We start from the raw sequence: 24,414 nt of genomic DNA, 5'->3' as shown, positions 1-24,414 counted from the left end.
AGCGCGACCAGGAGGACGCCGACGACGAGTGTCCGCCGGGCCCGCCTGCGCCGCTGCTCCCGCGTCAGGACGACGGCGCCGCTCTGCTGGAGCGGGGCGGCGGCCGCCGCGGCCCACGGGTCGTAGCGCCGCCAGGGGTCGGGGTCGGGGGCGCCCGGAGGCGGGGGCGCCCCGCGGACGTGCCGGGTGCGGCGGGCGCGGCCGCGGGCGTGAGGGGTGCCGGCGCCGGGTGCTGGACCGCCGGGGCGGGGGGCGGGGCGTCCGCGAAGGCGGGGTCGGGCATCGGGGTGCCGGAGGGTGCCGCCGGCATCCCCGCGGACACCGGGGGGGTCGTCGTGCCGTGAGCCGGTGTCGTCGCCGGGTGCTGGACCGGCGGGGCGGGGGCCCAGGGACCGGGCTCGCCGTACGGCGGGGTGCTGTAGGGGTCGGGGTCGTGCAGCGGCCGGGGACGCCCGGCGACGGGCTCGGGGACCGGAGCGGGGGTGTCGTCGGCACGGGGGTCGCCCTCGACGCCCGTACCGGGAACACCCGGGACGGCGCCGGTGCCGGTGCCGGTGGTTCCGGCGGCGGCCTCGGGACCGGGAGCGTCCGGAGCGTCCGGGGCGGCCTCAGCAGCGGGAGCACCCGGGGCGTCGGGGGCGGCGCGTGGGTCCGGGACGGTGAGTGGGGTGCCCGGGGCGGCGGCGGTGTCCGCCGGTGGGGCGGCGGGCCGTGCCGCGGGGCCGTCCAGTTCGTAGTCGCCGTCGTGGTCCCGCTCGTCGGCCGCCCGGGCCGCCCCGGGACGCTCCGGCGGAAAGCCGCCCTCGTCGCCCTCGTCACGCTCGGCGCGCTCGGCGTCGCCGGTGCCGTGGGCGGCCTGAGGACGCGCCAGTTCGAAGTCTCCTCCGGAGCCGTCCTCGGACGGGCGAGGACGGCTCCACCATTTCGCCTTCGTGGGCTTCCCCTCGTTCATGTTCTCCCCACACCTGGCCGCGGATCGTCGGCTCCAAGAGCTCTGGCGCCATCCCGGATTCAATCAGGTCCGCGTGCCGGCGCGCAGATCCCTGTCAGGGAGCCGGACGGTGGGACGTGGCGGGGGGCACCGAGGCCCCGGGGGCGGGGAGCGGGTCGGGGACGGGCGCGGGTACGGCGAAGAGACCGGGCCGCTCGATCACGGGCGCCGACGGCCAGGCGGCCAGGGTGAGCGGCGGGACCGACTCCAGCGGCCGTATCAGCGGGGACACGGCGACCGCGTCGGCCGTGGTCAGTGCCCGTACGGCCCGCTGCAGCGGGTCGGCGGCCACGGGGGCCGGCAGGCCGGGCACCAGTGGCGCGGACACCTCGGTCGGGGCCGCGGGGGACTCGCCGAGCACCTGCCGGCCCTGGGCCTGGCCGAGCAGCGGGCCGACCGAGCGGCGGCGCTGGTTCTCGGGGTTCTTGCCCGCTCCCGCGCTCGGGGTGCCCAGCGGCGTCACGTTGCTGCCGGTGCCGGAACCCCGGGCCTCCGTGGTCGTGTCGGGGGTGCCGAGGGTGACACCGCCCAGCGCGATCGCGGCCAGCGACACCGCTCCCGCGGCGACGAACGCGAACCGCATCCCCCGCGACGCCGACCGCTCCGACTCGTGCCGGCTCACGTCATGGATCCGGAAGCCCCGGTCCACCGACGAGGAGGGCTGCAGGGAGGAGTGCGCTCGGGCGGGGACGTAGCCGAACGCGAACTTCCCGGGCGTGCCGGGCATGCCGTCGGAGAAGTCGCCCCTTCTCGGCGACGAGCCGCGGCCGTCCGCGTCGCCGCCTCCCGGGAGCCCCTGGAGGCGGGCCAGGAAGCTCTCGGACGGGGTCGGCTGGGCGGCCTCGGCGAAGACGTTCTTCAGACGGCGCTGCGCGTCGACCTCCGCCTTGCACTTCGGGCAGGTCGCCACGTGCGCCAGCACGCGCTCACGCGCGTCATGGCCGAGCTCTCCGTCCACGAGGGCGGAGAGTCGGTCTCCCAGGTGCTGCTCCGCGAGGTGTCCCTCCGGTTTCGGCCGTGACCCACTCACGCGCTCGTGCCCCCTCCTCCCAGTGCGGGAACACGGGCCACGAAGGAGCGGCGCTCGGCGCGCGCCCGGGGGGAACGGTGCGCGAGGGCCTTGCGCAGCTGGGAGCGGCCGCGGTGGATGCGGGAGCGGACGGTGCCGAGCTTGACGCCGAGGGTCGCGGCGATCTCCTCGTACGACAGCCCCTCGATGTCGCACAGGACGACGGCGGCGCGGAACTCGGGGGCGAGGGTGTCCAGCGCCTGCTGGACGTCCGCGTCGAAGTGGGCGTCGTGGAAGACCTGCTGCGGGCTGGGGTCCTTGCTGGGCAGCCGCTCGGCCGCGTCGTCGCCGAGCGCGTCGAAACGGATGCGCTGCTTGCGGCGCACCATGTCCAGGAACAGGTTGGTGGTGATGCGGTGCAGCCAGCCCTCGAAGGTGCCCGGGGTGTAGGTCGACAGGGACCGGAAGACGCGGACGAAGACCTCCTGGGTGAGGTCCTCGGCGTCGTGCTGGTTGCCGGTGAGGCGGTAGGCGAGGCGGTAGACCCGGCCGCTGTGCGTGCTGACGATCTCCTCCCAGGTGGGCGGAGTCCACGCCTGCCCGTCCGCGTCGCTGGTGAAGGTCGCGGTCTGGGCGGGTCCCGAGGCGGGGCCGGTGGCGTGGCTGTGGTCAGCAGCGGTGTCGTTCACGGATTTCGGCCTGCCCGCCGATCCGAGAAAGCGCCGCAGCACTCCTCCCCGATCCACAGGTACGGCCGCACCTCCTCTGTCGGCTCTGGTGGTGTCCAGTGGGGCCCCTACCATAGCCACCTCGCCCGTTAGCTCCGGATAAGCGGTTTTACGAGAATTTGATCTGAGCTCGTACCGCTCGTACGGCTGCGTCAGCACTTGCTCGGTGCCCTTGCCCATCCGCCGCCCCCGTCGCCGTCCCGGTCGCTCGATCGTGTCTTCCCGTACCCCTTCGAACGACCGGTCCCATCTGCGAGTTCCCGACGGCAACGGATACAGTCACGCCGAGGCAACGACGGGGACAGGAGAGGGTCATTACCGGCAACCGGCAGACGAGCTGGGCGTTCGCCGACGCCTATGTCGCCGAGGACGACGCGCTGCTCTGGGCGCGCGACCGGGCCCGCGAGGCGGGCCTGCGCTCGGTGACGCCCGGCACGGGCTCGGCGCTCGGGTTGCTCGCCGCCGCCGTGGACGCCAAGGCGGTCGCGGAGATCGGTACCGGCTGCGGGGTGTCGGGGATCCACCTGCTGCAGGGCATGCGGCCGGACGGGGTGCTGACCACCGTCGACCCGGAGCCGGAGCACCAGCAGTTCGCCCGGCAGGCCTTCCGGGCCGCGGGCTTCGCCAGCAACCGGGCCCGCTTCATCCCGGGCCGCGCCCTGGACGTCCTGCCCCGGCTGGCGGACGCCGGCTACGACCTCGTCTTCTGCGACGGCGACCGGCTGGAGTACCTGGACTACCTCGCCGAATCGTTGCGCCTGCTGCGTCCGGGGGGTCTCGTCGCCTTCGAGGGCGTCTTCGGGACCGGCAGGACGATCGACTCCGGACCGCAGCCCACCGAGGTGCTGCGGCTGCGGGAGGTGCTGCGCGCGGTGCGGGAGAGCCAGGAGCTGGTGCCGTCCTTGCTGCCGGTGGGCGACGGGCTGCTGTGCGCGGTGAAGCGGTAGCCGGAGCGGACGGCGACGGCCGGCACCGGGAAGCGGTGACCGGTCCCGGGAAGTTGTGGCCGGCACCGTGAAAACGCCCCGGGAATGCCCGGGGAAACCCGGAAATCCGGAGGAAAACCCGGAAAACAATCGCCCCGGTGCCAGGTACGGCACCGGGGCGACTGAACGGGTATGGTCGCTTGCGCGTCAGCCGACGACCTTCTTGAGGGCGTCGCCGAGCGCGTCGGCCTCGTCGGGGGTCAGCTCGACGACGAGTCGACCGCCGCCTTCGAGCGGAACGCGCATGACGATGCCCCGCCCCTCCTTGGTCACCTCGAGCGGGCCATCGCCCGTCCGCGGCTTCATGGCCGCCATGCTCGTTCCCCTTCCTGATACCAGCTCACCGTCACCGCCGACGGCCCGTGAGGGCACGCGCAGTCCGGCACGGAACGCGCGACACCGGCATCGAACACATTGCTTCCCCTCCATTATCCCGCATCCCAGGACCCGATGACCAACATCGGTCTGCATCGCTTGGGCAACGCGCGCGAGCAAAACCACTCAATTCGGCGATGTGGCTGCGATACTGCGCGCCCCGCCCCACTTCCGCCGAATGGATACGGACCGGAACTCTTTGACGCAGGTCACATCCCCGCGACGGTCCGCCATCGGTGATCTCCGTCATGCTGTCCTGCAGACACAAGCCGCGACGCGGAGGGGATTTCCATGGCCGACACCGTGCTCTACGAGGTGAGCGACGGGCTCGCGACGATCACGCTGAACCGTCCCGAGGCGATGAACGCGCTGAACATCGAGGCGAAGGTCGCGCTCCGGGACGCGGCGCGGTCCGCCGCGGCGGACGACGCCGTGCGGGCGGTGCTGCTCACGGCGGCCGGGGACCGGGCGTTCTGCGTCGGCCAGGACCTCAAGGAGCACATCGGACTGCTGGCAGCCGACCGGGAGACGGGTGAGGGCCGGACCATGAGCACGGTCCGCGAGCACTACAACCCGATCGTGCGGGCGCTGGCCGAGGCGCCCAAGCCGGTGGTCGCCGCCGTGAACGGGGTGGCGGCCGGGGCGGGCTTCGGTTTCGCGCTCGCCGCGGACTACCGGATCGTCGCGGAGACGGCGGCGTTCAACACGTCGTTCGCCGGCGTCGCGCTGACCGCCGACTCGGGCGTCTCCTGGACGCTGCCGCGCGTCGTCGGCCCCGGGCGCGCCGCCGACCTGCTGCTGTTCCCGCGCAGCGTCAAGGCCCAGGAGGCCTACGAGCTGGGCATCGCCAACCGGGTCGTCCCGGCCGCCGACCTGCGCGCCGAGGCCGAGCGGACGGCGCGGGCGCTGGCCGAGGGGCCGACGGTGGCCTACGCGGCGCTGAAGGAGGCGATGGCGTACGGGCTGACGCACTCGCTCTCCGAGACGCTGGAGAAGGAGGACGAGCTGCAGTCGCGGGCCGGGGCGTCACAGGACCACGGGATCGCGGTGCGGGCGTTCGTCGACAAGGAGAAGCCCGTGTACCTGGGTCGCTGAGCCCGGTGCGGGCGGGCGGTCGCGGTCGCCCCGCCCGCGTCGCTCACGTCCGTCGGGCCACGCAGGTCGCCAGGTGGTCGTCGACCAGTCCGCACGCCTGCATCAGCGCGTACGCCGTCGTGGGGCCCACGAAGCGCAGGCCCCGCTTCTTCAGGGTCTTCGACAGGGCCGTCGACTCCGGTGTGACGGCCGGGACGTCGGCGAGGGTCTTCGGCACCGGGCGGCCGTCCGGGTCGGGGGCGTGGGACCAGATCAGCTCGTCCAGCTCGCCGAGGGCCCACCCGGCCAGCACGCGCGCGTTGGCGAGGGTCGCGTCGACCTTGGCGCGGTTGCGGATGATGCCCGGGTCGGCGAGCAGCCGTTCGCGGTCCTCGTCGGTGAAGGCCGCCACCTCGGCGATCCGGAAGCCGGCGAAGGCGGCGCGGAAACCGGGGCGGCGGCGCAGGATGGTGATCCAGGACAGACCGGACTGGAAGGCCTCCAGGCTGAGCCTCTCGAACAGGGCGTCGTCGCCGTGGACCGGTCGGCCCCACTCCTCGTCGTGGTACGTCACGTAGTCCGCGGCGGACAGGGCCCAGGGGCAGCGCGGCGCGCCGTCCGGGCCGGTGACGGCCTCGCCGGCGCTCACTGCTGCTCCTCCTGGTCCGGCTTCTCCGTGGAGACGTGGTGGGCGGCGGCCCGGGCGCCCGCCAGGGCGGACTCCAGGTCGGCGATGCGGGCGTCGCGCTCGGAGAGCTCGGCGCCGAGGCGGCCGAGGGCGTCGTCGACGTCCGCCATGCGGTAGCCGCGCAGGACGAGCGGGAAGCGGAGCCGCTCCACGTCCGCGCGGGCCACCGGGCGGTCCGGGGGCAGGAAGTCCCGCAGCCGCTCGGGTTCGGCCTCGGGCAGCGGCCCGCTGTCCCCGCCGCTCACCACGGCGAGCGTCACCGCGGCGACCACGACGGCGAGCGCGACGACGAGGAAGAGGAACATGACCATCGCTGGGCCCCCATGGTCGGAACGAGCGCTGCGATCGCCTGGTCCGTCGGACGGATCGCGTCGGCTGGTTGGATCGTAGTCGGTTGTGTCGGGTCCGATCGTGCCATGCGAGTCTGACAGTCGGGATCGCAGGCGGTCCCAGGACGCGGACGGACGCCGAAGGGCGGGACGTCGGAGCCGGAGCCGGAGCGGGACGTGAGGAACGGTAGGGACGAGGAGATGTCACAGGGGATGCTCAGGCTGGGCAGGCGCGAGTTCGCGGCGCACGAGCCGGTGATCATGGCGATCGTGAACCGGACCCCGGACTCCTTCTACGACCAGGGCGCCACCTTCCACGACGAGCCGGCGCTCGCGCGCGTGGAGCAGGCCGTGGCCGACGGCGCGGCGATCATCGACATCGGCGGGGTGAAGGCCGGGCCCGGCGACGAGGTGTCGGCCGCGGAGGAGGCGCGGCGGACCGTGGGGTTCGTCGCGGAGGTGCGGCGGCGCTTCCCGGACGTCGTGATCAGCGTGGACACCTGGCGGCACGAGGTCGGCGAGGCCGTGTGCGAGGCGGGGGCGGACCTGCTGAACGACGCGTGGGGCGGTGTCGACCCGAAGCTCGCCGAGGTGGCGGCCCGGCACGGGGTGGGGCTGGTGTGCACGCACGCCGGCGGCGCCGAGCCGCGGACGCGGCCGCACCGGGTGACGTACGACGACGTCATGGCCGACATCCTCGGCGTGACGCTGGGACTGGCCGAGCGGGCGGTGGCGCTGGGGGTGCCGCGGGAGTCGGTGCTGATCGATCCCGGGCACGACTTCGGGAAGAACACGCGGCACAGCCTGGAGGCGACGCGGCGGCTCGGGGAGATGGTGGAGACGGGGTGGCCGGTGCTGGTGTCCCTGTCCAACAAGGACTTCGTGGGCGAGACGCTGGACCGGCCGGTGAAGGAGCGGGTGCTGGGGACGCTGGCGACGACGGCGGTGTCGGCGTGGCTGGGGGCACGGGTGTACCGGGTGCACGAGGTCGCGGAGACGCGGCAGGTGCTGGACATGGTGGCGACGATCGCCGGACACCGGGCACCTGCCGTGGCTCGGCGGGGGCTGGCGTAGGGGGCGGGCGCGGCCCGTGGGGCGGACGCGGGACCTCCGGCCCCCGCCGCCCCTTCTCCCGCTCCCGGGCCCTAGCGGCCCGCCTCCTTGGAGACCAGGGCGACCGCCTCGTCCACGTCGTCCGTGACGTGGAACAGGAGCAGGTCCTTCTCCGCGGCCTTGCCCTGGGCGACCAGGGTGCCCCGGAGCCAGTCGACCAGGCCGCCCCAGTACGCGGAGCCGAACAGGACGATGGGGAAGCGGGTGACCTTCTGGGTCTGCACCAGGGTGAGCGCCTCGAAGAGCTCGTCGAGGGTGCCGAGGCCGCCGGGCAGGACCACGAAGCCCTGGGCGTACTTCACGAACATCATCTTGCGGACGAAGAAGTAACGGAAGTTCAGCCCGATGTCGACGTACGGGTTGAGGCCCTGCTCGAAGGGCAGCTCGATGCCGAGGCCGACCGAGATGCCCTTGGCCTCCAGCGCGCCCTTGTTGGCCGCCTCCATCGCCCCCGGCCCGCCGCCGGTGATGACCGCGAAGCCCGCCTCCACCAGGCCGCGGCCCAGCCGGACGCCGGCGTCGTACTCCGGTGAGTCGACCGGCGTGCGGGCGGAGCCGAAGACGCTGATCGCGGCCGGGAGTTCGGCGAGCGTGCCGAAGCCCTCGATGAACTCCGACTGGATCCGCAGGACGCGCCAGGGGTCGGTGTGGACCCAGTCCGTGGGGGCACGCTCGTCCAGCAGGCGCTGGTCCGTGGTGCTCTCCTGGACCTGGCCCCGCCGCCGGAGGACCGGGCCCAGACGCTGCTCCTCGGGCGGCTGCTTCTTGCCCTCCGGGTTGCCTGTGGGCATGTGCGCTCCCTCCGTGTGCAGGTGGTTCCACCTCAGCGTAGATCTACGCGGGTTACGTACGGGGGACGTCAGCATGTCCGGAACGCAGCGGCGTAAACCCGGACCGGATCACGTCGTCAGCCAGGACCGCAGCCGCTCCTCCCCCGCGAGGATCTTCGCCGTCTCCACCCGTTCGTCCCTCTTGTGCGCCAAGTGCGGGTTGCCCGGGCCGTAGTTGACCGCGGGGACGCCGAGCGCGGAGAAGCGCGACACGTCCGTCCAGCCGTACTTGGGCTGCGGGGTGCCGCCGACCGCCTCGATGAAGGCCGCCGCGGCGGGGTGGGACAGGCCCGGCAGGGCCGCGCCGCTGTGGTCGTCGACCACGAACTCCGCCACCCCGCAGTCCGCGAAGACCTCGCGGACGTGGGCGAGGGCGTCCTCGGGGCTGCGGTCCGGGGCGTAGCGGAAGTTGACGGTGACCACGCACTCGTCGGGGATGACGTTGCCCGCGACCCCGCCCGTGATGCCGACCGCGTTCAGGCCCTCGCGGTACTCCAGGCCGTCGATCACCGGGTACCGCGGCTCGTACGCGGCCAGCCGGGCGAGGATCGGGGCGGCGGCGTGGATGGCGTTGGAACCCATCCAGCTCCGGGCGGAGTGCGCGCGCTCCCCCGTCGTCCTCAGCTTCACCCGCAGGGTGCCCTGGCAGCCGCCCTCCACCTGACCGTCGGACGGCTCCAGGAGGACCGCGAAGTCGCCCTCCAGCCACTCGGGGTGGGCCTCGGCCACGTGCTTGAGGCCGTTCAGCTCGGCGGCGACCTCCTCGTTGTCGTAGAAGACGAAGGTCAGGTCGCGGTTGGGGGCCGGGACCGTGGCCGCGATGCGCAGCTGCACGGCGACGCCCGCCTTCATGTCGCAGGTGCCGCAGCCCCACAGGACGCCGTCCTCGTCCAGCCGGGAGGGGACGTTGCCGGCGATCGGCACGGTGTCGATGTGGCCGGCCAGGATCACGCGCTCCGCCCGGCCCAGGTCCGTGCGGGCCACGACGTTGTTGCCGTACCGGTCGACCGTCAGGTGCGGCAGGGCGCGCAGCGCGCTCTCGATCGCGTCCGCCAGCGGTTTCTCGGAGCCGCTCTCGGAGGGGAGGTCGACGAGCCGCGCGGTGAGCTCCGCGGCGTCCAGCGTGAGGTCAAGCGGGGTATCGGCCATGCCGTCGACCCTACCCGCCGGGTCGTGGGCGGTGCCCTCGCGCATCATCCGCACCTCGCCCACCGGAAGTCCTACTCTCCAGTACCTTGTACGCGTGCTTGAGCCGACCACCACCCGCAAACGCCGCGGCCGCCTCCTCCGTGCCGGGGCTGCCCTCGTCGTCCTGCTCGCGGTCGCCGGTTACCTCACGGTCCAGTACGTCACCGGCGGCGCCGGCGCGCCGGGCTGCAGGGTCGTCTCGGGCGGGGACGACCGGACCGCCTACGAGTTCACGCCGGAGCAGGCGGTGAACGCGGCGACGATCACCGCGGTGGGCACCGCGCGGAACCTGCCCGAACGGGCGGTGACGATCGCCCTGGCGACCGCGCTCCAGGAGTCCGCGCTGCGCAACATCGACTACGGCGACCGCGACTCGCTCGGCCTGTTCCAGCAGCGGCCCTCGCAGGGCTGGGGCAGCGCGGAGGAGATCATGGACCCGGCGTACTCGGCGGGCGTGTTCTACGACCACCTGGTCGAGGTGCCCGGCTACACGCGGCTGCCCCTGACGGTCGCCGCGCAGCGCGTGCAGCGCAGCGCCTTCCCCGACGCGTACGCCAAGCACGAGCCGGACGCCGCGCTGCTGGCGGCGGCCCTGACCGGGCGGTCCGCGGCGACGCTGACCTGCGACGGGCGCCCCGGCACGCGCCGGGGCGAGGGACCGGACGCGGTGCGTGCGGCGCTCGTGCGGGACTTCGGGCGCGACGTGCTCCAGCCGATCGGCGCGGAGGTGGGCGCCCCGGAGGAGTCCGGTGCCGCACCGTCCCCGAGCGCCCGCGCCGGCTCCGACGGGCGGACCGTGACGCTGCCCGTGGACGACGGCCCCGGCCCGGGCGGGGAGCGGGACGCCGAGCGGCGCGGCTGGCAGCTGGCGCACTGGGCGGTGGCCAACGCGTCCGCGCTGCGCATCGAACGGGTCACCTACGCCGGCCGGCAGTGGACCGCCGGGAACACCGACAGCACGTGGTCCCCCCTGGCCGCGGGCGGCACCCACGGTGCGGAACGGGGCCCGGGGCCGGTGCGGATCACGTCCGCGCGGTAGTGCGAGGCGTCACTCGCGGGAGGTAGCCGCACCGGCGGGGTGCGCGGGTTCCCGCGCGCTCACCCCCGGATCCGCCGGAGCCCGGGAGGACGAAGGGCTGTAAGGATTCGGCAGACCTTCCGACCGAAACCCTTTTGTCCGCTTTTCCGGGCAACCGATAATGCGACGCATTGCCAACTCTTTACGTCGTGCCGCCGCAACCTTCACGGCCTTCGAGCGGTAGTCACTGCGTCCGTGCCCGGCGATCACCCGCCGGGCACGGACGGAACCCCATCATCGACTTCCGTCGAAGGAGCATCATGTCCCTCCCCCTGACCCGCCGGATCGCCCGTGCCGCGCTGCTCGTCGCTGCGGGAGCGGCCGCCGGGGTCGGTGCGGCCGGCTCCGCGAGTGCGGCTCCCGAGCTGCAGGCCGCCCCGAACCTCGGCGGGCTGACCGCGCTGGACGGGGCGAACGTCGGCGAGGCCGTCGACGGCGCCGCGCAGGACGTCACCGAGGTCGCGGGCGACACCGGCGGCAGGACCGTCAAGAAGACCGTGCCCGCCGCGGGCCGGACGGGCGGCTCGGTCGTCAAGAAGACCACGCCCGTGGCGCAGAAGGCCGCCGCCGACGCGACGGACTCCGCCGGGGACCTCGTCGGTGACACGGCGGCGACGGCCACGAAGAGCGGGCTGCCGGCGGGCGACGCGCTGCCGGCGAAGGGGCTGTCGCTCCGCTGACGGCCGGCTGCTGTCGGCTGTCGCGGTGACGGGGCCCGGGGTTCGTTCCCGGGCCCCGTCGCCGTGCCGTGGGGCTACAGGCGGCTCACCGCTGCCGCCACGCGGTCGTCCGTGGCGGTGAGGGCGACGCGGACGAAGTTCTCGCCGGCCGGGCCGTAGAAGTCTCCGGGGGCCACGAGGATGCCGCGTTCGGCCAGGTGGGCGACCGTGTCCCAGCAGGACTCGTCGCGGGTGGCCCACAGGTAGAGGCTGGCCTCGCTGTGCTCGATGCGGAAGCCGTGGCCGAGGAGCGCCTCGCGCAGGGCCGCGCGGCGGGCCGCGTACCGCTCGCGCTGGACGCGGACGTGCTCGTCGTCGCCGAGGGCCGCCACCACGGCCGCCTGCGTCGGCGCCGAGGTCATCATGCCGCCGTGCTTGCGGATCTCCAGGAGCGGGCCCAGGACGGCCGGGTCGCCCGCCAGGAAGGCCGCGCGGTAGCCCGCGAGGTTGGACCGCTTGGACAGCGAGTGGACGGCGACCAGGCCGTCGTACGAGCCGCCGTTGACGTCCGGGTGGAGGACCGAGACCGGGTCGGCCTCCCAGCCCAGCTCCAGGTAGCACTCGTCGGAGACGACGAGGACGCCGTGCTCGCGGGCCCACGCGACGATCCGGGTCAGCTCGGCCTGCGGCAGGACCTTGCCGGTCGGGTTGGAGGGGGAGTTCAGCCACAGCAGCTTCAGGCCCGCCGGGTTCAGCTCGGTCGGGTCGTCGTACGCCTCGTACTCGGCGCGGGCCAGGCGCGCGCCGACCTCGTACGTCGGGTAGGCGAGGCGCGGGAAGGCCACGCGGTCGCCGGGGCCGAGGCCCAGCTGGGTGGGGAGCCAGGCGACGAGTTCCTTGGAGCCGACGATCGGCAGGACGTGGCGGTGGGTGACGTCCCGGGCGCCGAGGCGGCGCTCGACCCAGCCGGTGATCGCGTCGCGCAGTGCCGGGGTGCCCCAGACGGTCGGGTAGCCCGGGGAGTCCGCCGCGTCGATCAGGGCCTTCTGGATCAGCTCGGGGACCGGGTCGACCGGGGTGCCGACGGAGAGGTCGACGATGCCGCCGGGGTGCGCGGCGGCCGTCTTCCTGTACGGCTCCAGCCTGTCCCAGGGGAAGGTGGGGAGGCGGTCGCGCAGCGACTCCCCGGAAGGGTGGCGGCGGGCGACGGGCGGGGGGTCGGAGACTGCGGACACGTTACTGGCTCACTTTCGTCGTGGCCGCCCGGTACGGCAAACGCCTCGGTCCCGTGCGGCGCCGGTCGGGTGACCGGGCCGTACGGGACCGAGGCGGCGCGCGTGCGGGCCGCCGTTACTGGTTCTGCGGCGGCAGCGCGGCGACGAAGGGGTGGTCGCGCTCGATCAGACCCAGCTTGCTGGCGCCGCCGGGCGAGCCGAGCTCGTCGAAGAACTCGACGTTCGCCTTGTAGTAGTCCTTCCACTCCTCCGGAGTGTCGTCCTCGTAGAAGATCGCCTCGACCGGGCAGACCGGCTCACAGGCACCACAGTCGACGCATTCGTCCGGGTGGATGTACAAGGACCGCTGGCCCTCGTAGATGCAGTCGACCGGGCACTCCTCGATGCACGCCTTGTCCTTCACGTCGACACAAGGCTGCGCGATGACGTAGGTCACGCTGTCGTTCCTCCTCGATAGGGCGCTGGCGGGCCTCCTCAGGCTCCGCCGCCTGGCGCGCGGGAGCGCGGCGTCGTCGATGCCCGCCCCTAGTATCTCCGTTCTTGGGCATGATCCGAACAGGAGGGGTGGACCCACCCGTGGAAATCTCTGCCACCGGCCGACTCGAGGTCCGCATTACGGCTGCTGACGTGGGCAAACGAGTCTCCGTACGGTGCTTGAGCGAACCTGGTGTCCCAGGGGAGAAGTTCACCGACACGGTCGGTGTTCTCACATCATGGAACAACAGTGTGCTGCTGATCACACGGAGGAACGGCGAGTCGGTCCGGATCGCGGAGTCCACGCTGGTGGCGGGCAAGGTCGTGCCCGCCGCCCCGACGCGTCGGCGCGGGCCCGCCGCGTCCTACGAGGAGCTGGCGCGGGTCGCCGCGCGGGCCTGGCGGCCCGTCGAGAGCGAGTGGCTCGGCGCGTGGGAGCTGCGGGCCGCCGCCGGGTTCACCCGGCGGGCCAACTCCGTCCTGCCGCTCGGCGATCCGGGGATGCCGCTCGACGACGCGCTGACCGCGGTGCGCCGCTGGTACGGCGAGCGCGGCCTGCCCGCGTACGTCCAGACCGCCACCGGCGCCGAGGGCACGCAGGAGCTGCTGTGCGCGGAGCTGGAGCGGCGGGGCTGGATGCGGGAGGTGACGGCCGAGGTGTGGACCGGTCCGCTGGCGCCGGTCGCCGACCGGGCCGAGGGGGCCGGTGTGGTGCTGTCCCGGGAGGCCGACGAGGCGTGGCTGTCGCGGTACCAGCGCAAGGGCGTGAGCGAGGTGGCGCTGCGGGTGCTGCACGGCGGGTCCCCCCGTGCGGGGGTCCCCCCACGCGCGGACGAGGCCGGGTCCGGGGCGGAGGCCGAGCCCGGCGCGGGCCCGTCGGTGTGGTTCGCGACGGTGCCCGGGACGGAGGCGCCGGCCGCGATCGGGCGGTGCGTCGTGGACGGGCGGTGGGCCTCCTTCGCGGCCGTCGAGGTCGACCCCGGACAGCGGCGGCGGGGGCTCGCCACCGCTGTCATGGCCGCGCTGGCCCGGCGGGCGCTCGACGAGGGCGCCTCGGCGGCGTGTCTCCAGGTCGAGACGGACAACGCGGGGGCGCGGGCGCTGTACGCCGGGATGGGGTTCTCGGCGCACCACGCGTACCACCACTACCGCGCGCCCGAAGGCGCCGCCGGGACGGGGCGGGGCTGAACCTTGCCGGGACGGGGCGGGGGCTCAGCCCCGGCCGCCTCCCGCCGTTCGTCGTTCGCCGATCGCCGTGAGAGGGCACGAGCCTGATATGCGTCACCTCCCCCATCCCCCGCCGCCCGAGCGTTCCGCCGAGGTGCGGCGGCGGTTCGCCGAAGAGGCGCGGTCCGAGCGGCCCGATCTGTCGGCGCTGTGCCTCCTGGTGGGCGCCGTGGCGGACGGGGCGCTGGACGAGGCGGGTCTGGACGCCGCGCAGATGGAGCTCGACCGGCTGGCCGGGCAGGTGCCGTTCCGGCCCGGTTCGCCCCGCGCCTGGGCGGTCGCGCTGCGGGACCTGCTCGGCGAGCGGTACGGGTTCCACGGGACCGCGGCGGACTACCGGCGCCTGGAGTCGTCGCTCCTGCACGAGGTGCTGCGGCGCCGCCGGGGGCTGCCGATCCTGTTGTCGGTGGTGTGGCTGGAGGTGGCCCGGCGGGCGGGGGCTCCGGTGTACGGGGTCGCGCTGCCCGGGCACTTCGTGGTCGGGTTCGGGCCGGAGGGGGACCGGGTGCTCGCCGACCCGTTCGACGGGGGGCGGGTGCTCAGCGGGAACGACGCGGAGGTGCTGGTGGCGGGGGCCACGGGGGCGGGGCTGCATCCGTCGATGCTGGAGCCCGCGGCGCCGCTGGACGTGGTGACGCGGATCCTGAACAACGTCCGGGCGTGGGCGGCGGCTCGCCCGGAGCGGTCGGACGTGGGGCTGTGGGCGATCGAGCTGGCGTTGCTGTTGCCGTCGCACGCGGCGCGGCTGCGGTACGAGCGGGCGCGGCTGCTGGTGCAACGGGGGGAGTTCGTGGCGGGGGCGGTGGAGCTGGACGCGTACGCCGACGTGGTCGGGGCGGTGGACGAGGGGGCGGCGGAGAAGGTACGGGGGGAGGCTCGGGCGGCGAGGGCGTTGCTGAACTGAGCGGTGGTGCGCGGCGGGAGTGCGCGAGCCGGCGTCGCACGGGGTGCGCGACGTCGACGCGGCGGGAGTGCGCGAACCGGCGTTGCACGGGGTGCGCGACCCGGCGCGGCGGGGGGAGGTGGGTGCGCGACCTGGCGTCGCGGGGCGTCTCCCGGGCCGTTCAGGCACCGGGGAGGCACGGCTGCCCACGGGCTGGGGCGAAGGCACGGCTGCCCGCGGGCAGCGTGGTCACAGCCAGCCCTTCTCCCGCGCTATGCGGACCGCCTCCGCCCTGTTGCGGGCCGCCAGTTTCTGGATGGCCGTGGAGAGGTAGTTGCGGACCGTGCCCGGGGAGAGGTGGAGGGCCTGGGCGAGTTCCGCGTTGGTGGAGCCGTCGGACGCGGCGCGCAGGACCTCTCGTTCGCGGTCGGTGAGGGGGTTGGCGCCCTCGGCGAGGGCGGCCGCCGCCAGGGTGGGGTCGATGACCCGCTCCCCCGCCAGGACCTTCCGTACGGCCTCGGCCAGCTGGGCCGCCGGGGCGTCCTTGACCAGGAAGGCGTCGGCGCCGGACTCCATGGCGCTGCGCAGGTAGCCGGGCCGGCCGAAGGTGGTGAGGACGATCAGCTTCACCGAGGGGAGTTCGCGGTGCAGCAGGGCCGCCGCCTCGATGCCGGTCGCGCCCGGCATCTCGATGTCCATCAGCGCCACGTCCACGCCGTGTGCGCGGGCGGCGTCCAGCACCTCGTCGCCGCGCGCCACCTGGGCGACGACCTCGATGTCCTCCTCCAGGCCGAGCAGGGCGGCCAGTGCCTCGCGGACCATCGCCTGGTCCTCCGCCAGCAGGACCTTGATCGTGCGGCTCATGCCCCGGATCCTACGTCCGCCGCGGCGCCGGCCGGGACGCGGGCGACCAGCCGGAACCCGTGCCGGGTGCGGCCCGCCTCCAGTTCGCCGCCCGCCTCACCGAGGCGCTCGGACAGTCCGGCCAGGCCGTTGCCGGGGGCGTGCGCCGACCCGGGGCCGCCGGAGCCGTTGTCCTCCACCGACAGTTCGAGCACCTGCCCGTCCGGGGTCCGGCGCCTGAGCAGCTCCACCGTGCAGCGCCGGGCGCCGCTGTGCCGTACGACGTTGGTGACCGCCTCGCGCAGCGCCCAGGCGAGGGCCGACTCGGACTCCTCGGGGACACCGGTGAGGTCGGGTTCGCCGGGCAGTTCGGGGGTCACGCCGGCGGCCGTCAACGCCACCCGGGCCCCGGCGAGTTCGGCGGCCAGGCGGGCGCGTCGGTAGCCGGTGACGGCTTCGCGGACGTCGACGAGGGCCTGGCGGCTGACCTGTTCGATGTCGGCGACCTGCTGGGCGGCCTTCTCCGGATGGCCGGGGAGCATGCGGCCGGCGAGTTCGCTCTTCAGCGTGATCAGGGACAGCGAGTGGCCGAGCAGGTCGTGCAGGTCGCGGGCGAGCCGCAGCCGCTCCTCGTTGGCGGCGAGGTGGGCGACGGTGGCGCGGGCCTCGCGCAGCGCGATCGTCGTCCGGATCAGCTCGCGTATGCCGGTCATGGCGAAGCCTCCCAGCAGCGCCGGGACGAGCAGCCCGCCGAGGAAGGAGCGGGCGTCCGGCACGACGAACGCCAGCACCGCCATCAGCGCGGACGCGCCGGGAACCGTCCAGCGGGCCAGGCGCAGCGGCAGGGTGGCGCCGGAGGCGATGGAGACGTACACGAACAGGACCAGCCATTCCCGGCCCAGGGTGAGGACGAGGAGCGTGGACTCGGCCGCGAGGGCGGCGAGGGAGGCGAGGATCCCGTCGGTGCGGTCGCTGCGTCCGGTGCGGAAGAGCAGCAGCATGTACCAGACGACGAAGCCGACGAGGCCGGCCCAGCCGAGGATCCGCGCGCCCGTGCCGTGGCCGCCGTTCAGCAGGTCGGTGACGGGGGCGCTCAGGTAGACCAGCCAGATGCCGACCCACAGCGACTTGACGGCCTTCTGCCCGAGTTTCTCCGGGCGTTGCCCCATGCCGACACCGCTCACGCCTCCAGCGCGTCCTTCCGGTACAGCCACGCCACGCCCCCGCGAAGGGCGCGAGGGAGACGGCGAGGACGGCGAGATCCTCCGCGTGCGGGGCGTGACTCTGTTCGATCGCCTGCCCCCGGAGCAGCGTACGCGTGCGCGGGCAGCCGTGCGGCGATGTTCCGCAGCCGGCCGCAGCCGGTTCCGGTCGTCCACCGGCAGTGCCCGGACGCCTTCGAACGACAGGGGGCTCCCGGCCGTGGACCGGGAGCCCCCTCATCGTGCCGACCGCTAGCTCGGGTCGGTCTCGACGACGCCGACGCGCTCCGCCGGCGTCTTGCCGAGCAGGGCCTTGCGCATGGCGCCGATGACGTCTTCCGGCGTCACGGGTGTCTTCTTGCCGTTGCCCCGGGTGACCAGCACGCCGTCGTACGCGCCGCCGTACAGCTTCTTCAGCGCGTCCTTGTCGTAGTACTCGACCAGCTTGCCCCCGACCGGCTTGACGGCGAGGAACTTCCACAGGGACTTCTCGGGGCTGAACTTGACCTCCGCCCCGCCCGCCTTGACCGTGACGACGTCCGACATCGCCGGCTCGGCGAACTCCTTCATCATCCGGTCGACCTCGGCATTGGAGACCGTCGGCCGCCGTTCGGTCGTGACCACGTTCACCACGGCGGAGGTGCCGGTCTCCACCTGGGTGCGGTAGGCCGTCTCCACCGCCTCGGTCGACTTGGCGACGTCGATGCCCTTGCCCGGCTTGCCGTACACCGGGACGGCCTTGCCGGACTGGAACGTGATCGTGCCCTCGGTCACCGAGCCCGCGCCGCCCGCCGCTTCCTGGAGGGCGGCGTGCAGCTTCTCCTCGTCGACGGGCATCACCGGGTCGACGACGCGGTGGTTGCCGAAGAGCGAGCCGATCACGGAGACCGGGTTGTAGTCGCTCGTCGCCGCCGCGCTGGCCGTGGCCTGGGTGTCGAGCTGGAGCCCCGCCTGGTCCGGTTTCAGGGAGACGGTGTCGCCGCCCACCGTGAGCTTCAGCGGCTTGTTCACCCGGTCGCCGAGGGCGGCGTCCAGCTTCTCGACGGCGTCGTCGCGCGTGCCGCCGCCGATGTCGACGCCGAGCACGGTGGTGCCCTTGGGCACGTCGGAGCGGTTCATCAGCAGGCCGGCGCCGTAGGCACCGCCGACGACGACGATCAGGCCGCCGACGAGCAGCGGGAGCTTCCTCCGGCCCTTCTTCTTCTTGGCGGCCGGCTCGGCGGAGCCCGCGGGGGCCGGTGCGGGCGCCTTCGGGGGCGTGGACGGGCGCGGTCCGTCGGGGGACGCGCCGGGGAACGGGGTGTCGCGGTCGCCCGGTACGACGGGGATGCCGCTGGTGACGGTGTTCCCGGAGACGTTGTCCGGGTTGCCGTAGCGGGCGCCGCCCGGCGGTTCCGGGGCGGGGCGCTGCGGGGTGAGGATCGCGGTGTCGTCGCTCAGGCCACCACCGGGACCGGGCCGCGCGGGACCGGCGCCGGGGCTGTGCCCGGGGCCCTGGGGCCTGCCCGGAGCGCCCGGAGCACCCGGTGCGCCGAGGGTGCCGGGGCCGCGCAGGCCGGTGGGCGCGGGGCCGCGCTGTCCGTCGAGCCGTCCCGGTGCGCCCGGCCCGCCGAGCGGGGGCACCGGCGGGCCGTCGCCGGTGACCGGGCCGGTCGTCGGGCCCGCGGGTGTCCGGGGGCCGCCGGGGACGGGCTGCCCGCTCTGCCGCTCCTGGCCGCTCCGCCCGTCCAGGTCGTCGAAGACGCTGCGCCCGCCGCGCCCGTCCTGCGGGGGGAACGGCAGGTCGTCACGGCCCGGTTCGGCGGTGGTGTCGCCGCCCGGACGCGTCCCGTTGCCGCCGAGCGGTCCCGCCGCCAGCGCCTCGGTCACGTCGAAGGAACCGGTGCCGCCGCCGTGTCCGGGTGCCACGGGTCCGCCGGTCGCGCCGGGCAGGCCGGCGCCGTTGGTGGAACCGGACCGGGGACCGCCCGGCACGCTCATGGAGCCGACCACGCCACCGGGGCGGCCGCTCCCGCCGCCCGGTCGCGCGGCGCCGGCCGTACCGGTGCCCGAGGACGCCGTCCCCGGGCCGGCCGTACCGGCTCCGGAACCGCCGGGAACACCGGCTCCGTTGGTGGAGCCGCCGCCCTGGCCGCCCTTGCCCGGCGTGGACCTGCGGGGCGCGAACCAGTCGCTGGTCGGCTTCTCCTCGGCCGGCCGGGCGGGCTCGGTGGAAGCCTCGGCCACGCCCGCGGGCGCGGTGGCACCCGGCTCGGGGTGCTCGGCTGCCTCCGCGGCGGTCGCGTCGCTCTCGGCGTCCGCGACGGGCTTGCGCACGACGACCGGCGGAATGGGCCGCGACCCGGGGATGTTGATCCGGATCCGGGTCGTCAGCGTCGTCTCGGTCTTGCGCTCCTCCGGCCGCGTGGCCGAACGGCCCGCGTCCGCACCGGCGCCGGAAGCCACGGGGGTCCCGTAGGGCGGGGTGCCCGACGGGTACGCGGCTCCACCGCGCCCGTTGGGCCCGGAGGACGGACTGTCAGTTTCACGACTCAAGGCAGGTTCTCCCGGTTGGCTCCGCCGCCCGGCGCACCAGAAAGCGGGCGGCCCGGCGGCGCGCACCACCATACTGGCCGCTTCTCACGCGTATCCCATGACTGCTGGGGAAACCCACACCGGACGTGCACGCCCGTGACCCGGCGAAGCGGTACGTCATTTGCCAAGTCGGGCGTCGCCGCCGTTCGGTTGCCGCACCGGGGCGAGGGTGGCGCACATCACAGCGACGGCGATGCCGCCGAGCAGGAAGAGGTACGAGCCGCCGCCCGCGGCGAAGGCGAAGTCCCCCTCCGGGCGGCTGGTGGTGAGCAGCACGACGGCGACCGCCCAGCCGACGGCGGGCGCCACGGCCCCGCCGCGGCGGCCCACGGCACGTCCGGCGCCGAGGCACAGGCCCGCCTCTGCGGCCAGCGCGAGCAGCAGCCCGCCGGGGAACCAGGCGCCCTGCACGAGCGCTCCCGCCACTCCGGTCAGGGCGCCGAGGACGAGGAGCCCGAGGTAGAGGGCGGCCCGCCCGGGGGACGGCGGTCGCAGGGGCCGGGCCAGGGCGGAGGCCGGCGGCTCGGTACGCCCGCTCACGACGCTCCCCCGGTCCCGGTCCCGGCGAACAGGTCGCTCTCGCGCCGCGCGGGACGCTCGCCGCGCACCAACTCGTAGTACTCGGTGGTGAAGAGCGGCTGCGCGAGTTCGTTGGAGAGCGCGAAGTACGGTTCGGCCACCGTGATCTGCGTGGCGTGCGCCCGCATCGCCGCGGCCTTGGCGGCGGCGTACGGGGTGCCGTCGATCTCGGTGGTGATCCGTTCGTCGGCGACGACGCCCGGCACGTCACCGACGGCGGCCGCCTTCTCGAAGGGCAGGCCGGGCAGGTCGCGCTCGAGGCGGGCGAAGGACTCCTCGGCGACGGTCCGGGGCACGCGGTTCCAGTAGACCTTGGGGACGTCCCAGCCCTGCTCGGCGGCGAGCTCGACGGCGCGCATGGCGACGCGGTGGGCCTGGATGTGGTCGGGGTGGCCGTAGCCGCCGTCGTCGTCGTAGGTGACGAGGACCTGGGGGCGGATCTCGAGGATCACCTCGGCGAGCAGCCCCGCCGCCCGGTCGACGTCGGCCTGCCAGAAGCAGCCGGGATCGTCGTTGTCGGGCAGCCCCATCATCCCGGAGTCGCTGTACCGCCCGGCCCCGCCGAGCAGCCGGAAGTCCTCGACCCCGAGCGCGCGCATCGCCTCCTTCAGCTCCCCCCGCCGGTGCCCGCCGAGGGCGGCCCCGCTCAGGTGCCCCAGCTCGGGCGGGATGACCTCGCCCCGCTCGCCGAGCGTGCAGGTGACCAGCGTCACATGGGCGCCTTCGGCGGCGTACCGGGCCATGGTCGCGCCGTTGTTGATCGACTCGTCGTCCGGGTGAGCGTGCACCAGCAGCAGACGCCGGTCGGCGCGGGAGGGGGGCAGTTCCGTCATGGGACCAGCCTATGAGGCGCCCGGCCGGTCCGCGGGCCCGGCGCCGCGGATCGTCTCCCTCGCGGGCGTCGAAGCGCGCCGTGGCCGAGGCGGCGGGTTCCGGTGATTTGCCGATTCACGTCACCGGGCGTGGCCGACCGAACGTACCGTGATGAGTGACCGCACCGTCACGCAGAGCCACAGTCCGCGCCTGCGAGCGGAGCGGGACGGTACGGGGCAGCACTGCGGAGGGGCGCGCATGTCGGTGAACGGTGAGGCGGTGCGGGCCGGGGCCGAGACGGACCGGACGGACGAGCCGGGCTGGGAGGTGGACCCGGACGACGACTGGGCGCTCGCCGTGGTCGCCACGGTGGGACGCCAGTTGAGGCTCCGGCGGGAAGCGGCGGGGTTGCGGGTCGGCGAGTTCGCGGTGGCCGTGGGATACGGCGAGGACCTCGTCTACAAGATCGAGACCGGCAAGCGGATCCCCCGGCCCGAGTACCTGCTCATGGCCGACGAGGTGCTGCGCGCCGGTGGTCTCGTCGCGGCGATGCAGGAGGACGTGAAGAAGGTCCGGTACCCGAAGAAGGTGCGGGATCTGGCGCAGTTGGAGGCACGGGCGGTCGAGCTTCAGCTCTACGACCCCGTGAACATCCATGGCCTCTTGCAGACACCGGAGTACGCGCAAGCCCTGTTCCGGATGCGTCGGCCTCGGTACGCCGACGAGGAGGTCGAAAGGGGTGTGGCCGCTCGCATGGCCCGTAAGACGGTCTTCGATCGGGACTCGGCACCTGAACTCAGCTTCGTCCAGGACGAGTGGTCGCTCCGGCGACGCCTCGGGGGAACGGAGGTCGTGCGTCGGCAGCTCGAACACCTTCTGGCGGTTGGGCAGTTGCCCAACGTCGAGATCCAGGTCATGCCGATGGACCGCGAAGAGCACGCCGGGGCGGACGGTGGGATCGAGGTGCTGAAGTTCGACGACGGGACGGCGGTGGGTCGTTCCCCGGGAGTCGCCAACGGACGACCGGTCACCGATCCGAGGCAGCTCCGTATCCTGGAACTTCGGTATGGCATCATCCGGGCGCAGGCCCTCACACCGCGTGAGTCGACTGCTTTCATCGACCGACTGCTGGGGGAGACATGACGCACACGGCCTCGTCCGGGAACGCCTCCGACCTGGCGTGGTTCAAGAGCAGCTACAGCAGCGGTGCCGAGACCGACTCCTGCGTCGAGATCGCCACCGAACCCGGCACCGTTCACGTCCGTGACTCGAAGAACGTCGAGGGCCCCCGTCTGGCCTTCGCGCCCGCCGCCTGGGCCGGCTTCGTGCCGTACGCCGTCGAGGGCTGAACCGGGCGGATCGGGCGTGGCTGGAGCGCCGCCTGGGCCGCGAGCCGGGCGCGGAGCGTGTCGCCGAGGAGGTGCGGGCGCTACTGCTCCGCCCGGAGCTGCGACCGCCGGCGGAGGCGCCGGCGGGGCAGCAGGGCATGCCGGTCGGGCCTCCGCTGGTGGCCCTGTCGGTGCTGTGGGGCGCGGCGGTGCCGCTTCTGCTCTGACGGCGGGCGGGGCGGCGCCCGGAGAGGCCCCGGGCCGGTCCCCGGCCGCCGCCTCTCAGGAATCCTGGAGCCGTCGGAACGGCCGGTCCGCCTCCAGCTCGAACGCCAGCTCCAGCAGCGTCCGTTCGGCTCCCGGGCGGCCCGAGAACATGACGCCGATCGGCAGCCCGTCCGCCGTCGCGCTCGCGGCCGGCACCGACATCGACGGGGTGCCGACGACGTTGTCGACCGGGGTGAACGCCACGTAGGCGAGGATCCGTTCGATCAGCGTGGTGTAGGGGACGGCCGGGTCGAGGTGGCCGATCGGCGGGGTGGTGTGGGCCAGGACCGGGGAGAGGATCACGTCGAGCCCCCGGAAGCCCGCCGCGTACGCCTCCCGCGTGCGCCTCAGCCTGCGCACGACGCCCGGTGTCCGCTTCCACTTCCGCACGTACGTCTCGCGCAGGCCCCGGCTGAGGCCGTCCATGCGGCTCCGGTCGAAGTCCGCGCCCAGCGTTCTGCCGCTGACGCCGAGCAGGAACGACAGCATGCCCCAGTAGGTGAGGAAGTCGTCGGTGAACCGCGGGTCGAGGGGCAGCTCCACCGGTTCCACGGTGTGTCCGAGCCGCTCGAGGCGCTCGGCCGTCTCCGTGACGGCCGCCCGGGTGTCGGCGTCGGCCCGGACGCCGTTCGGGGAGTCCACCAGGAGGCCGATGCGCAGGCGGCGGTCCGAGGGGCCCTCGACAAGGCCCACGGGCGGCAGCTTCGGGTTCCGCCAGTGGCGCTCCGCAGCGGCCAGGAACGCCGCGCTGTCGCGCACCGAGCGGCTCACGACGCCGTCGGCGACGAGGTCGACGGGGAGCCTGCGGCCCTGCGCGTTCGCCACCACCCGGCCGCGGCTCGGCTTCAGGCCGACGAGGCCGCACGCGGCGGCCGGGATGCGGATCGAGCCGCCGCCGTCGTTGGCGTGGGCGATCGGCACCGCCCCGGCGGCGACCAGGGCCGCGCTGCCGCCCGAGGACCCGCCCGCCGAGTGGTCCGTGTGCCACGGGTTGCGGACGGGCTCGGCCCCCTCGAACTCCGTGGAGGGACTGAACCCGAACTCGGGCAACCGGGTCTTGCCGAGCACCGTGACACCGGTGCTCAGGAACTGGCGGACGAACGGGGCGTGCCGCCGGGCCGCCCGGGGCGTGAAGGCGGCGCTGCCGTGGCCGGTGGGCAGGCCCCGGTAGTCGGTGTTGTCCTTGACGAAGGTCGGCACCCCGGCGAAGGCGCCGTCGGGCGCGGAGCCGAGGGCCGGGAGGTCGAGACGGACCTGGACGGCGTTCAACCGGGGCTCGACGGCCCTGACCCGTGCCCCGGCGTCGCGGGCGGCCTCGGCGGCGCCGACCTCGCCCCGGCGGATCGCGCGGGCGAGGCCGACCGCGTCGTGGTCCCCGAGGGCGTCGTCCCGGAAGGCGTGCACCCTCGTCCGCGACCCGTCGCGTTCCTCGCTCTGTTCCTCGGAAGTCGTCACCGTCGGCTCCGCCCTGCGCACGTGGATGATGGCCCCGCCATCATTGCCTACCAGCGGGTAACACGCGAGGGGGCCGGTGGGCGCGCGTCGGAACGGTCACGCGTTCCGGCCGCCGTCGGCGGCCGGCTCACGGACGGGACGTGGACTCCGGCCGGGCCCCGGGACGTGCCACGGGGCCCGGCCGGGAGACGGTGCTCAGAAGTTGATGCTTCCGATCATCCCCGCGATGTTCGTCGTCACCTCGCTGATCGTCGGCGCGACGGTCGAAGAGGCCAGATAGAAGCCGAGCAGCATGCAGACGATCGCATGGCCGGCTTTCAGTCCTGACTTCTTGACCAGCAGGAAGACGATGATCGCCAGCAGCACCACCGCCGAAATCGAGAGTGCCACGGCGGCTCACCTCCAAAGAACCCAGGGACATGGGAAGGTCGGACGCGGTCGGACTATCGGAACGCTTCGGTACGCAGGAGCAGATAAATCCACGCA

The 24,414-nt window shown here is 74.2% G+C and carries 26 protein-coding genes and 1 pseudogene; 10 read left to right on the top strand and 17 right to left on the bottom strand.

Features of this window, described 5'->3' with window-relative positions; translation table 11 throughout:
• Nucleotides 1-64: 64 nt before the first annotated feature.
• From JHAT_RS35010 to sigE, 3 genes are all read right to left on the bottom strand, one after another.
• A complete protein-coding gene (locus tag JHAT_RS35010) occupies nt 65-952 on the bottom strand; it encodes a hypothetical protein (RefSeq protein ID WP_216353440.1) in 888 nt (295 codons plus the stop codon).
• 94 nt (nt 953-1,046) lie between these two features.
• Nucleotides 1,047-2,021 carry an anti-sigma factor gene (locus JHAT_RS23800; RefSeq protein ID WP_077800294.1) on the bottom strand — a complete coding sequence of 325 codons (975 nt, stop codon included), beginning with the start codon at nt 2,019-2,021 and terminating at the stop codon, nt 1,047-1,049.
• Nucleotides 2,018-2,689, bottom strand: coding sequence for an RNA polymerase sigma factor SigE (gene sigE / locus JHAT_RS23795; protein ID WP_077800293.1), 672 nt, complete (start codon nt 2,687-2,689; stop codon nt 2,018-2,020). The genes JHAT_RS23800 and sigE overlap by 4 nt, the downstream gene beginning before the upstream one ends.
• 287 nt (nt 2,690-2,976) lie before the next feature.
• Between sigE and JHAT_RS23790 the strand changes: the two genes are divergently transcribed.
• The gene (locus JHAT_RS23790) at nt 2,977-3,675 is read left to right on the top strand and encodes an O-methyltransferase (RefSeq protein WP_290439815.1); all 699 of its coding nucleotides are present in this window, start codon (nt 2,977-2,979) and stop codon (nt 3,673-3,675) included.
• 186 nt (nt 3,676-3,861) lie between these two features.
• On the opposite strand, the gene JHAT_RS23785 is transcribed toward JHAT_RS23790, so the two are convergent.
• The gene (locus tag JHAT_RS23785) at nt 3,862-4,029 is read right to left on the bottom strand and encodes a DUF3117 domain-containing protein (protein ID WP_003966491.1); all 168 of its coding nucleotides are present in this window, start codon (nt 4,027-4,029) and stop codon (nt 3,862-3,864) included.
• Nucleotides 4,030-4,380: 351 nt separating this feature from the next.
• Between JHAT_RS23785 and JHAT_RS23780 the strand changes: the two genes are divergently transcribed.
• The gene (locus JHAT_RS23780; RefSeq protein WP_077800291.1) at nt 4,381-5,184 is read left to right on the top strand and encodes an enoyl-CoA hydratase/isomerase family protein; all 804 of its coding nucleotides are present in this window, start codon (nt 4,381-4,383) and stop codon (nt 5,182-5,184) included.
• Nucleotides 5,185-5,227: 43 nt separating this feature from the next.
• Here the strand turns inward: JHAT_RS23780 and JHAT_RS23775 are convergent, their stop codons facing one another.
• Nucleotides 5,228-5,812 (bottom strand): DNA-3-methyladenine glycosylase I, encoded by a 585-nt coding sequence (locus JHAT_RS23775; RefSeq protein ID WP_077800290.1) that lies wholly within the window; start codon nt 5,810-5,812, stop codon nt 5,228-5,230.
• Complete coding sequence (locus JHAT_RS23770) at nt 5,809-6,162, bottom strand: DivIVA domain-containing protein (RefSeq protein WP_077800289.1); 354 nt, start codon at nt 6,160-6,162, stop codon at nt 5,809-5,811. Before JHAT_RS23770 ends, JHAT_RS23775 begins: the two co-directional genes overlap by 4 nt.
• A 231-nt stretch (nt 6,163-6,393) precedes the next feature.
• Here JHAT_RS23770 and folP point away from each other — a divergent pair, with 231 nt between their 5' ends.
• Nucleotides 6,394-7,254 (top strand): dihydropteroate synthase, encoded by an 861-nt coding sequence (gene folP / locus JHAT_RS23765; RefSeq protein WP_077800288.1) that lies wholly within the window; start codon nt 6,394-6,396, stop codon nt 7,252-7,254.
• A gap of 71 nt (nt 7,255-7,325) precedes the next feature.
• On the opposite strand, the gene JHAT_RS23760 is transcribed toward folP, so the two are convergent.
• Nucleotides 7,326-8,084 (bottom strand): TIGR00730 family Rossman fold protein, encoded by a 759-nt coding sequence (locus tag JHAT_RS23760; RefSeq protein WP_077800287.1) that lies wholly within the window; start codon nt 8,082-8,084, stop codon nt 7,326-7,328.
• A gap of 108 nt (nt 8,085-8,192) precedes the next feature.
• Entirely contained in the window at nt 8,193-9,272 is a 1,080-nt protein-coding gene (dapE, locus tag JHAT_RS23755) for a succinyl-diaminopimelate desuccinylase (protein WP_077800297.1), read from the bottom strand.
• Between the two features lie 94 nt (nt 9,273-9,366).
• Here dapE and JHAT_RS23750 point away from each other — a divergent pair, with 94 nt between their 5' ends.
• Both JHAT_RS23750 and JHAT_RS23745 read left to right on the top strand, forming a co-directional pair.
• A complete protein-coding gene (locus JHAT_RS23750; protein ID WP_077800286.1) occupies nt 9,367-10,350 on the top strand; it encodes a heavy metal transporter in 984 nt (327 codons plus the stop codon).
• A 299-nt stretch (nt 10,351-10,649) separates the two neighbouring features.
• The gene (locus JHAT_RS23745) at nt 10,650-11,069 is read left to right on the top strand and encodes an ATP-binding protein (RefSeq protein ID WP_077800285.1); all 420 of its coding nucleotides are present in this window, start codon (nt 10,650-10,652) and stop codon (nt 11,067-11,069) included.
• Between the two features lie 74 nt (nt 11,070-11,143).
• Here the strand turns inward: JHAT_RS23745 and JHAT_RS23740 are convergent, their stop codons facing one another.
• The gene (locus JHAT_RS23740) at nt 11,144-12,283 is read right to left on the bottom strand and encodes a bifunctional succinyldiaminopimelate transaminase/glutamate-prephenate aminotransferase (protein WP_077800284.1); all 1,140 of its coding nucleotides are present in this window, start codon (nt 12,281-12,283) and stop codon (nt 11,144-11,146) included.
• Nucleotides 12,284-12,398: 115 nt separating this feature from the next.
• Nucleotides 12,399-12,719, bottom strand: coding sequence for a ferredoxin (gene fdxA, locus JHAT_RS23735; protein ID WP_003973842.1), 321 nt, complete (start codon nt 12,717-12,719; stop codon nt 12,399-12,401).
• Between the two features lie 110 nt (nt 12,720-12,829).
• Between fdxA and JHAT_RS23730 the strand changes: the two genes are divergently transcribed.
• Together JHAT_RS23730 and JHAT_RS23725 are read left to right on the top strand one after the other, a co-directional pair.
• Nucleotides 12,830-13,945 carry a GNAT family N-acetyltransferase gene (locus JHAT_RS23730; protein WP_171991024.1) on the top strand — a complete coding sequence of 372 codons (1,116 nt, stop codon included), beginning with the start codon at nt 12,830-12,832 and terminating at the stop codon, nt 13,943-13,945.
• Nucleotides 13,946-14,033: 88 nt separating this feature from the next.
• Nucleotides 14,034-14,888: a transglutaminase-like domain-containing protein gene (locus tag JHAT_RS23725; protein WP_077800282.1), complete on the top strand. Its 855-nt coding sequence runs from the start codon at nt 14,034-14,036 to the stop codon at nt 14,886-14,888.
• 228 nt (nt 14,889-15,116) lie between these two features.
• Here the strand turns inward: JHAT_RS23725 and JHAT_RS23720 are convergent, their stop codons facing one another.
• The 5 genes from JHAT_RS23720 to mshB form a co-directional block, all read right to left on the bottom strand.
• Nucleotides 15,117-15,731, bottom strand: coding sequence for a response regulator transcription factor (locus JHAT_RS23720; RefSeq protein ID WP_077800281.1), 615 nt, complete (start codon nt 15,729-15,731; stop codon nt 15,117-15,119).
• The gene (locus JHAT_RS23715) at nt 15,728-16,894 is read right to left on the bottom strand and encodes a sensor histidine kinase (RefSeq protein WP_077800280.1); all 1,167 of its coding nucleotides are present in this window, start codon (nt 16,892-16,894) and stop codon (nt 15,728-15,730) included. Before JHAT_RS23715 ends, JHAT_RS23720 begins: the two co-directional genes overlap by 4 nt.
• A 270-nt stretch (nt 16,895-17,164) precedes the next feature.
• Nucleotides 17,165-19,447 (bottom strand): hypothetical protein, encoded by a 2,283-nt coding sequence (locus JHAT_RS23705; protein ID WP_077800279.1) that lies wholly within the window; start codon nt 19,445-19,447, stop codon nt 17,165-17,167.
• A 156-nt stretch (nt 19,448-19,603) separates the two neighbouring features.
• Nucleotides 19,604-20,026, bottom strand: a complete 423-nt coding sequence (locus JHAT_RS23700; RefSeq protein WP_077800278.1) for a DUF6113 family protein — start codon at nt 20,024-20,026, stop codon at nt 19,604-19,606.
• Nucleotides 20,023-20,898, bottom strand: coding sequence for an N-acetyl-1-D-myo-inositol-2-amino-2-deoxy-alpha-D-glucopyranoside deacetylase (gene mshB, locus JHAT_RS23695; protein WP_077800277.1), 876 nt, complete (start codon nt 20,896-20,898; stop codon nt 20,023-20,025). Before mshB ends, JHAT_RS23700 begins: the two co-directional genes overlap by 4 nt.
• A 238-nt stretch (nt 20,899-21,136) precedes the next feature.
• Here mshB and JHAT_RS23690 point away from each other — a divergent pair, with 238 nt between their 5' ends.
• The 3 genes and pseudogenes from JHAT_RS23690 to JHAT_RS35465 all read left to right on the top strand — a co-directional run.
• Nucleotides 21,137-22,021, top strand: coding sequence for a helix-turn-helix transcriptional regulator (locus JHAT_RS23690; RefSeq protein WP_077800296.1), 885 nt, complete (start codon nt 21,137-21,139; stop codon nt 22,019-22,021).
• Complete coding sequence (locus JHAT_RS23685; RefSeq protein ID WP_077800276.1) at nt 22,018-22,227, top strand: DUF397 domain-containing protein; 210 nt, start codon at nt 22,018-22,020, stop codon at nt 22,225-22,227. Before JHAT_RS23690 ends, JHAT_RS23685 begins: the two co-directional genes overlap by 4 nt.
• 14 nt (nt 22,228-22,241) lie before the next feature.
• Nucleotides 22,242-22,433 (top strand): annotated as a pseudogene (locus JHAT_RS35465) (hypothetical protein); the annotation flags it as partial.
• Between the two features lie 55 nt (nt 22,434-22,488).
• On the opposite strand, the gene JHAT_RS23675 reads toward JHAT_RS35465, so the two are convergent.
• Together JHAT_RS23675 and JHAT_RS23670 are read right to left on the bottom strand one after the other, a co-directional pair.
• The gene (locus JHAT_RS23675) at nt 22,489-23,928 is read right to left on the bottom strand and encodes an amidase (RefSeq protein WP_077800275.1); all 1,440 of its coding nucleotides are present in this window, start codon (nt 23,926-23,928) and stop codon (nt 22,489-22,491) included.
• 195 nt (nt 23,929-24,123) lie between these two features.
• Complete coding sequence (locus JHAT_RS23670) at nt 24,124-24,318, bottom strand: hypothetical protein (RefSeq protein WP_077800274.1); 195 nt, start codon at nt 24,316-24,318, stop codon at nt 24,124-24,126.
• Nucleotides 24,319-24,414 lie beyond the last annotated feature (96 nt).

It is taken from the genome of Streptomyces sp. JHA26 (genome assembly GCF_002005565.1).
Classification (GTDB): Bacteria; Actinomycetota; Actinomycetes; order Streptomycetales; family Streptomycetaceae; genus Streptomyces.
Note: the sequence above shows the minus strand (reverse complement) of the source record. Positions and strands in the feature narration are given on the sequence as shown.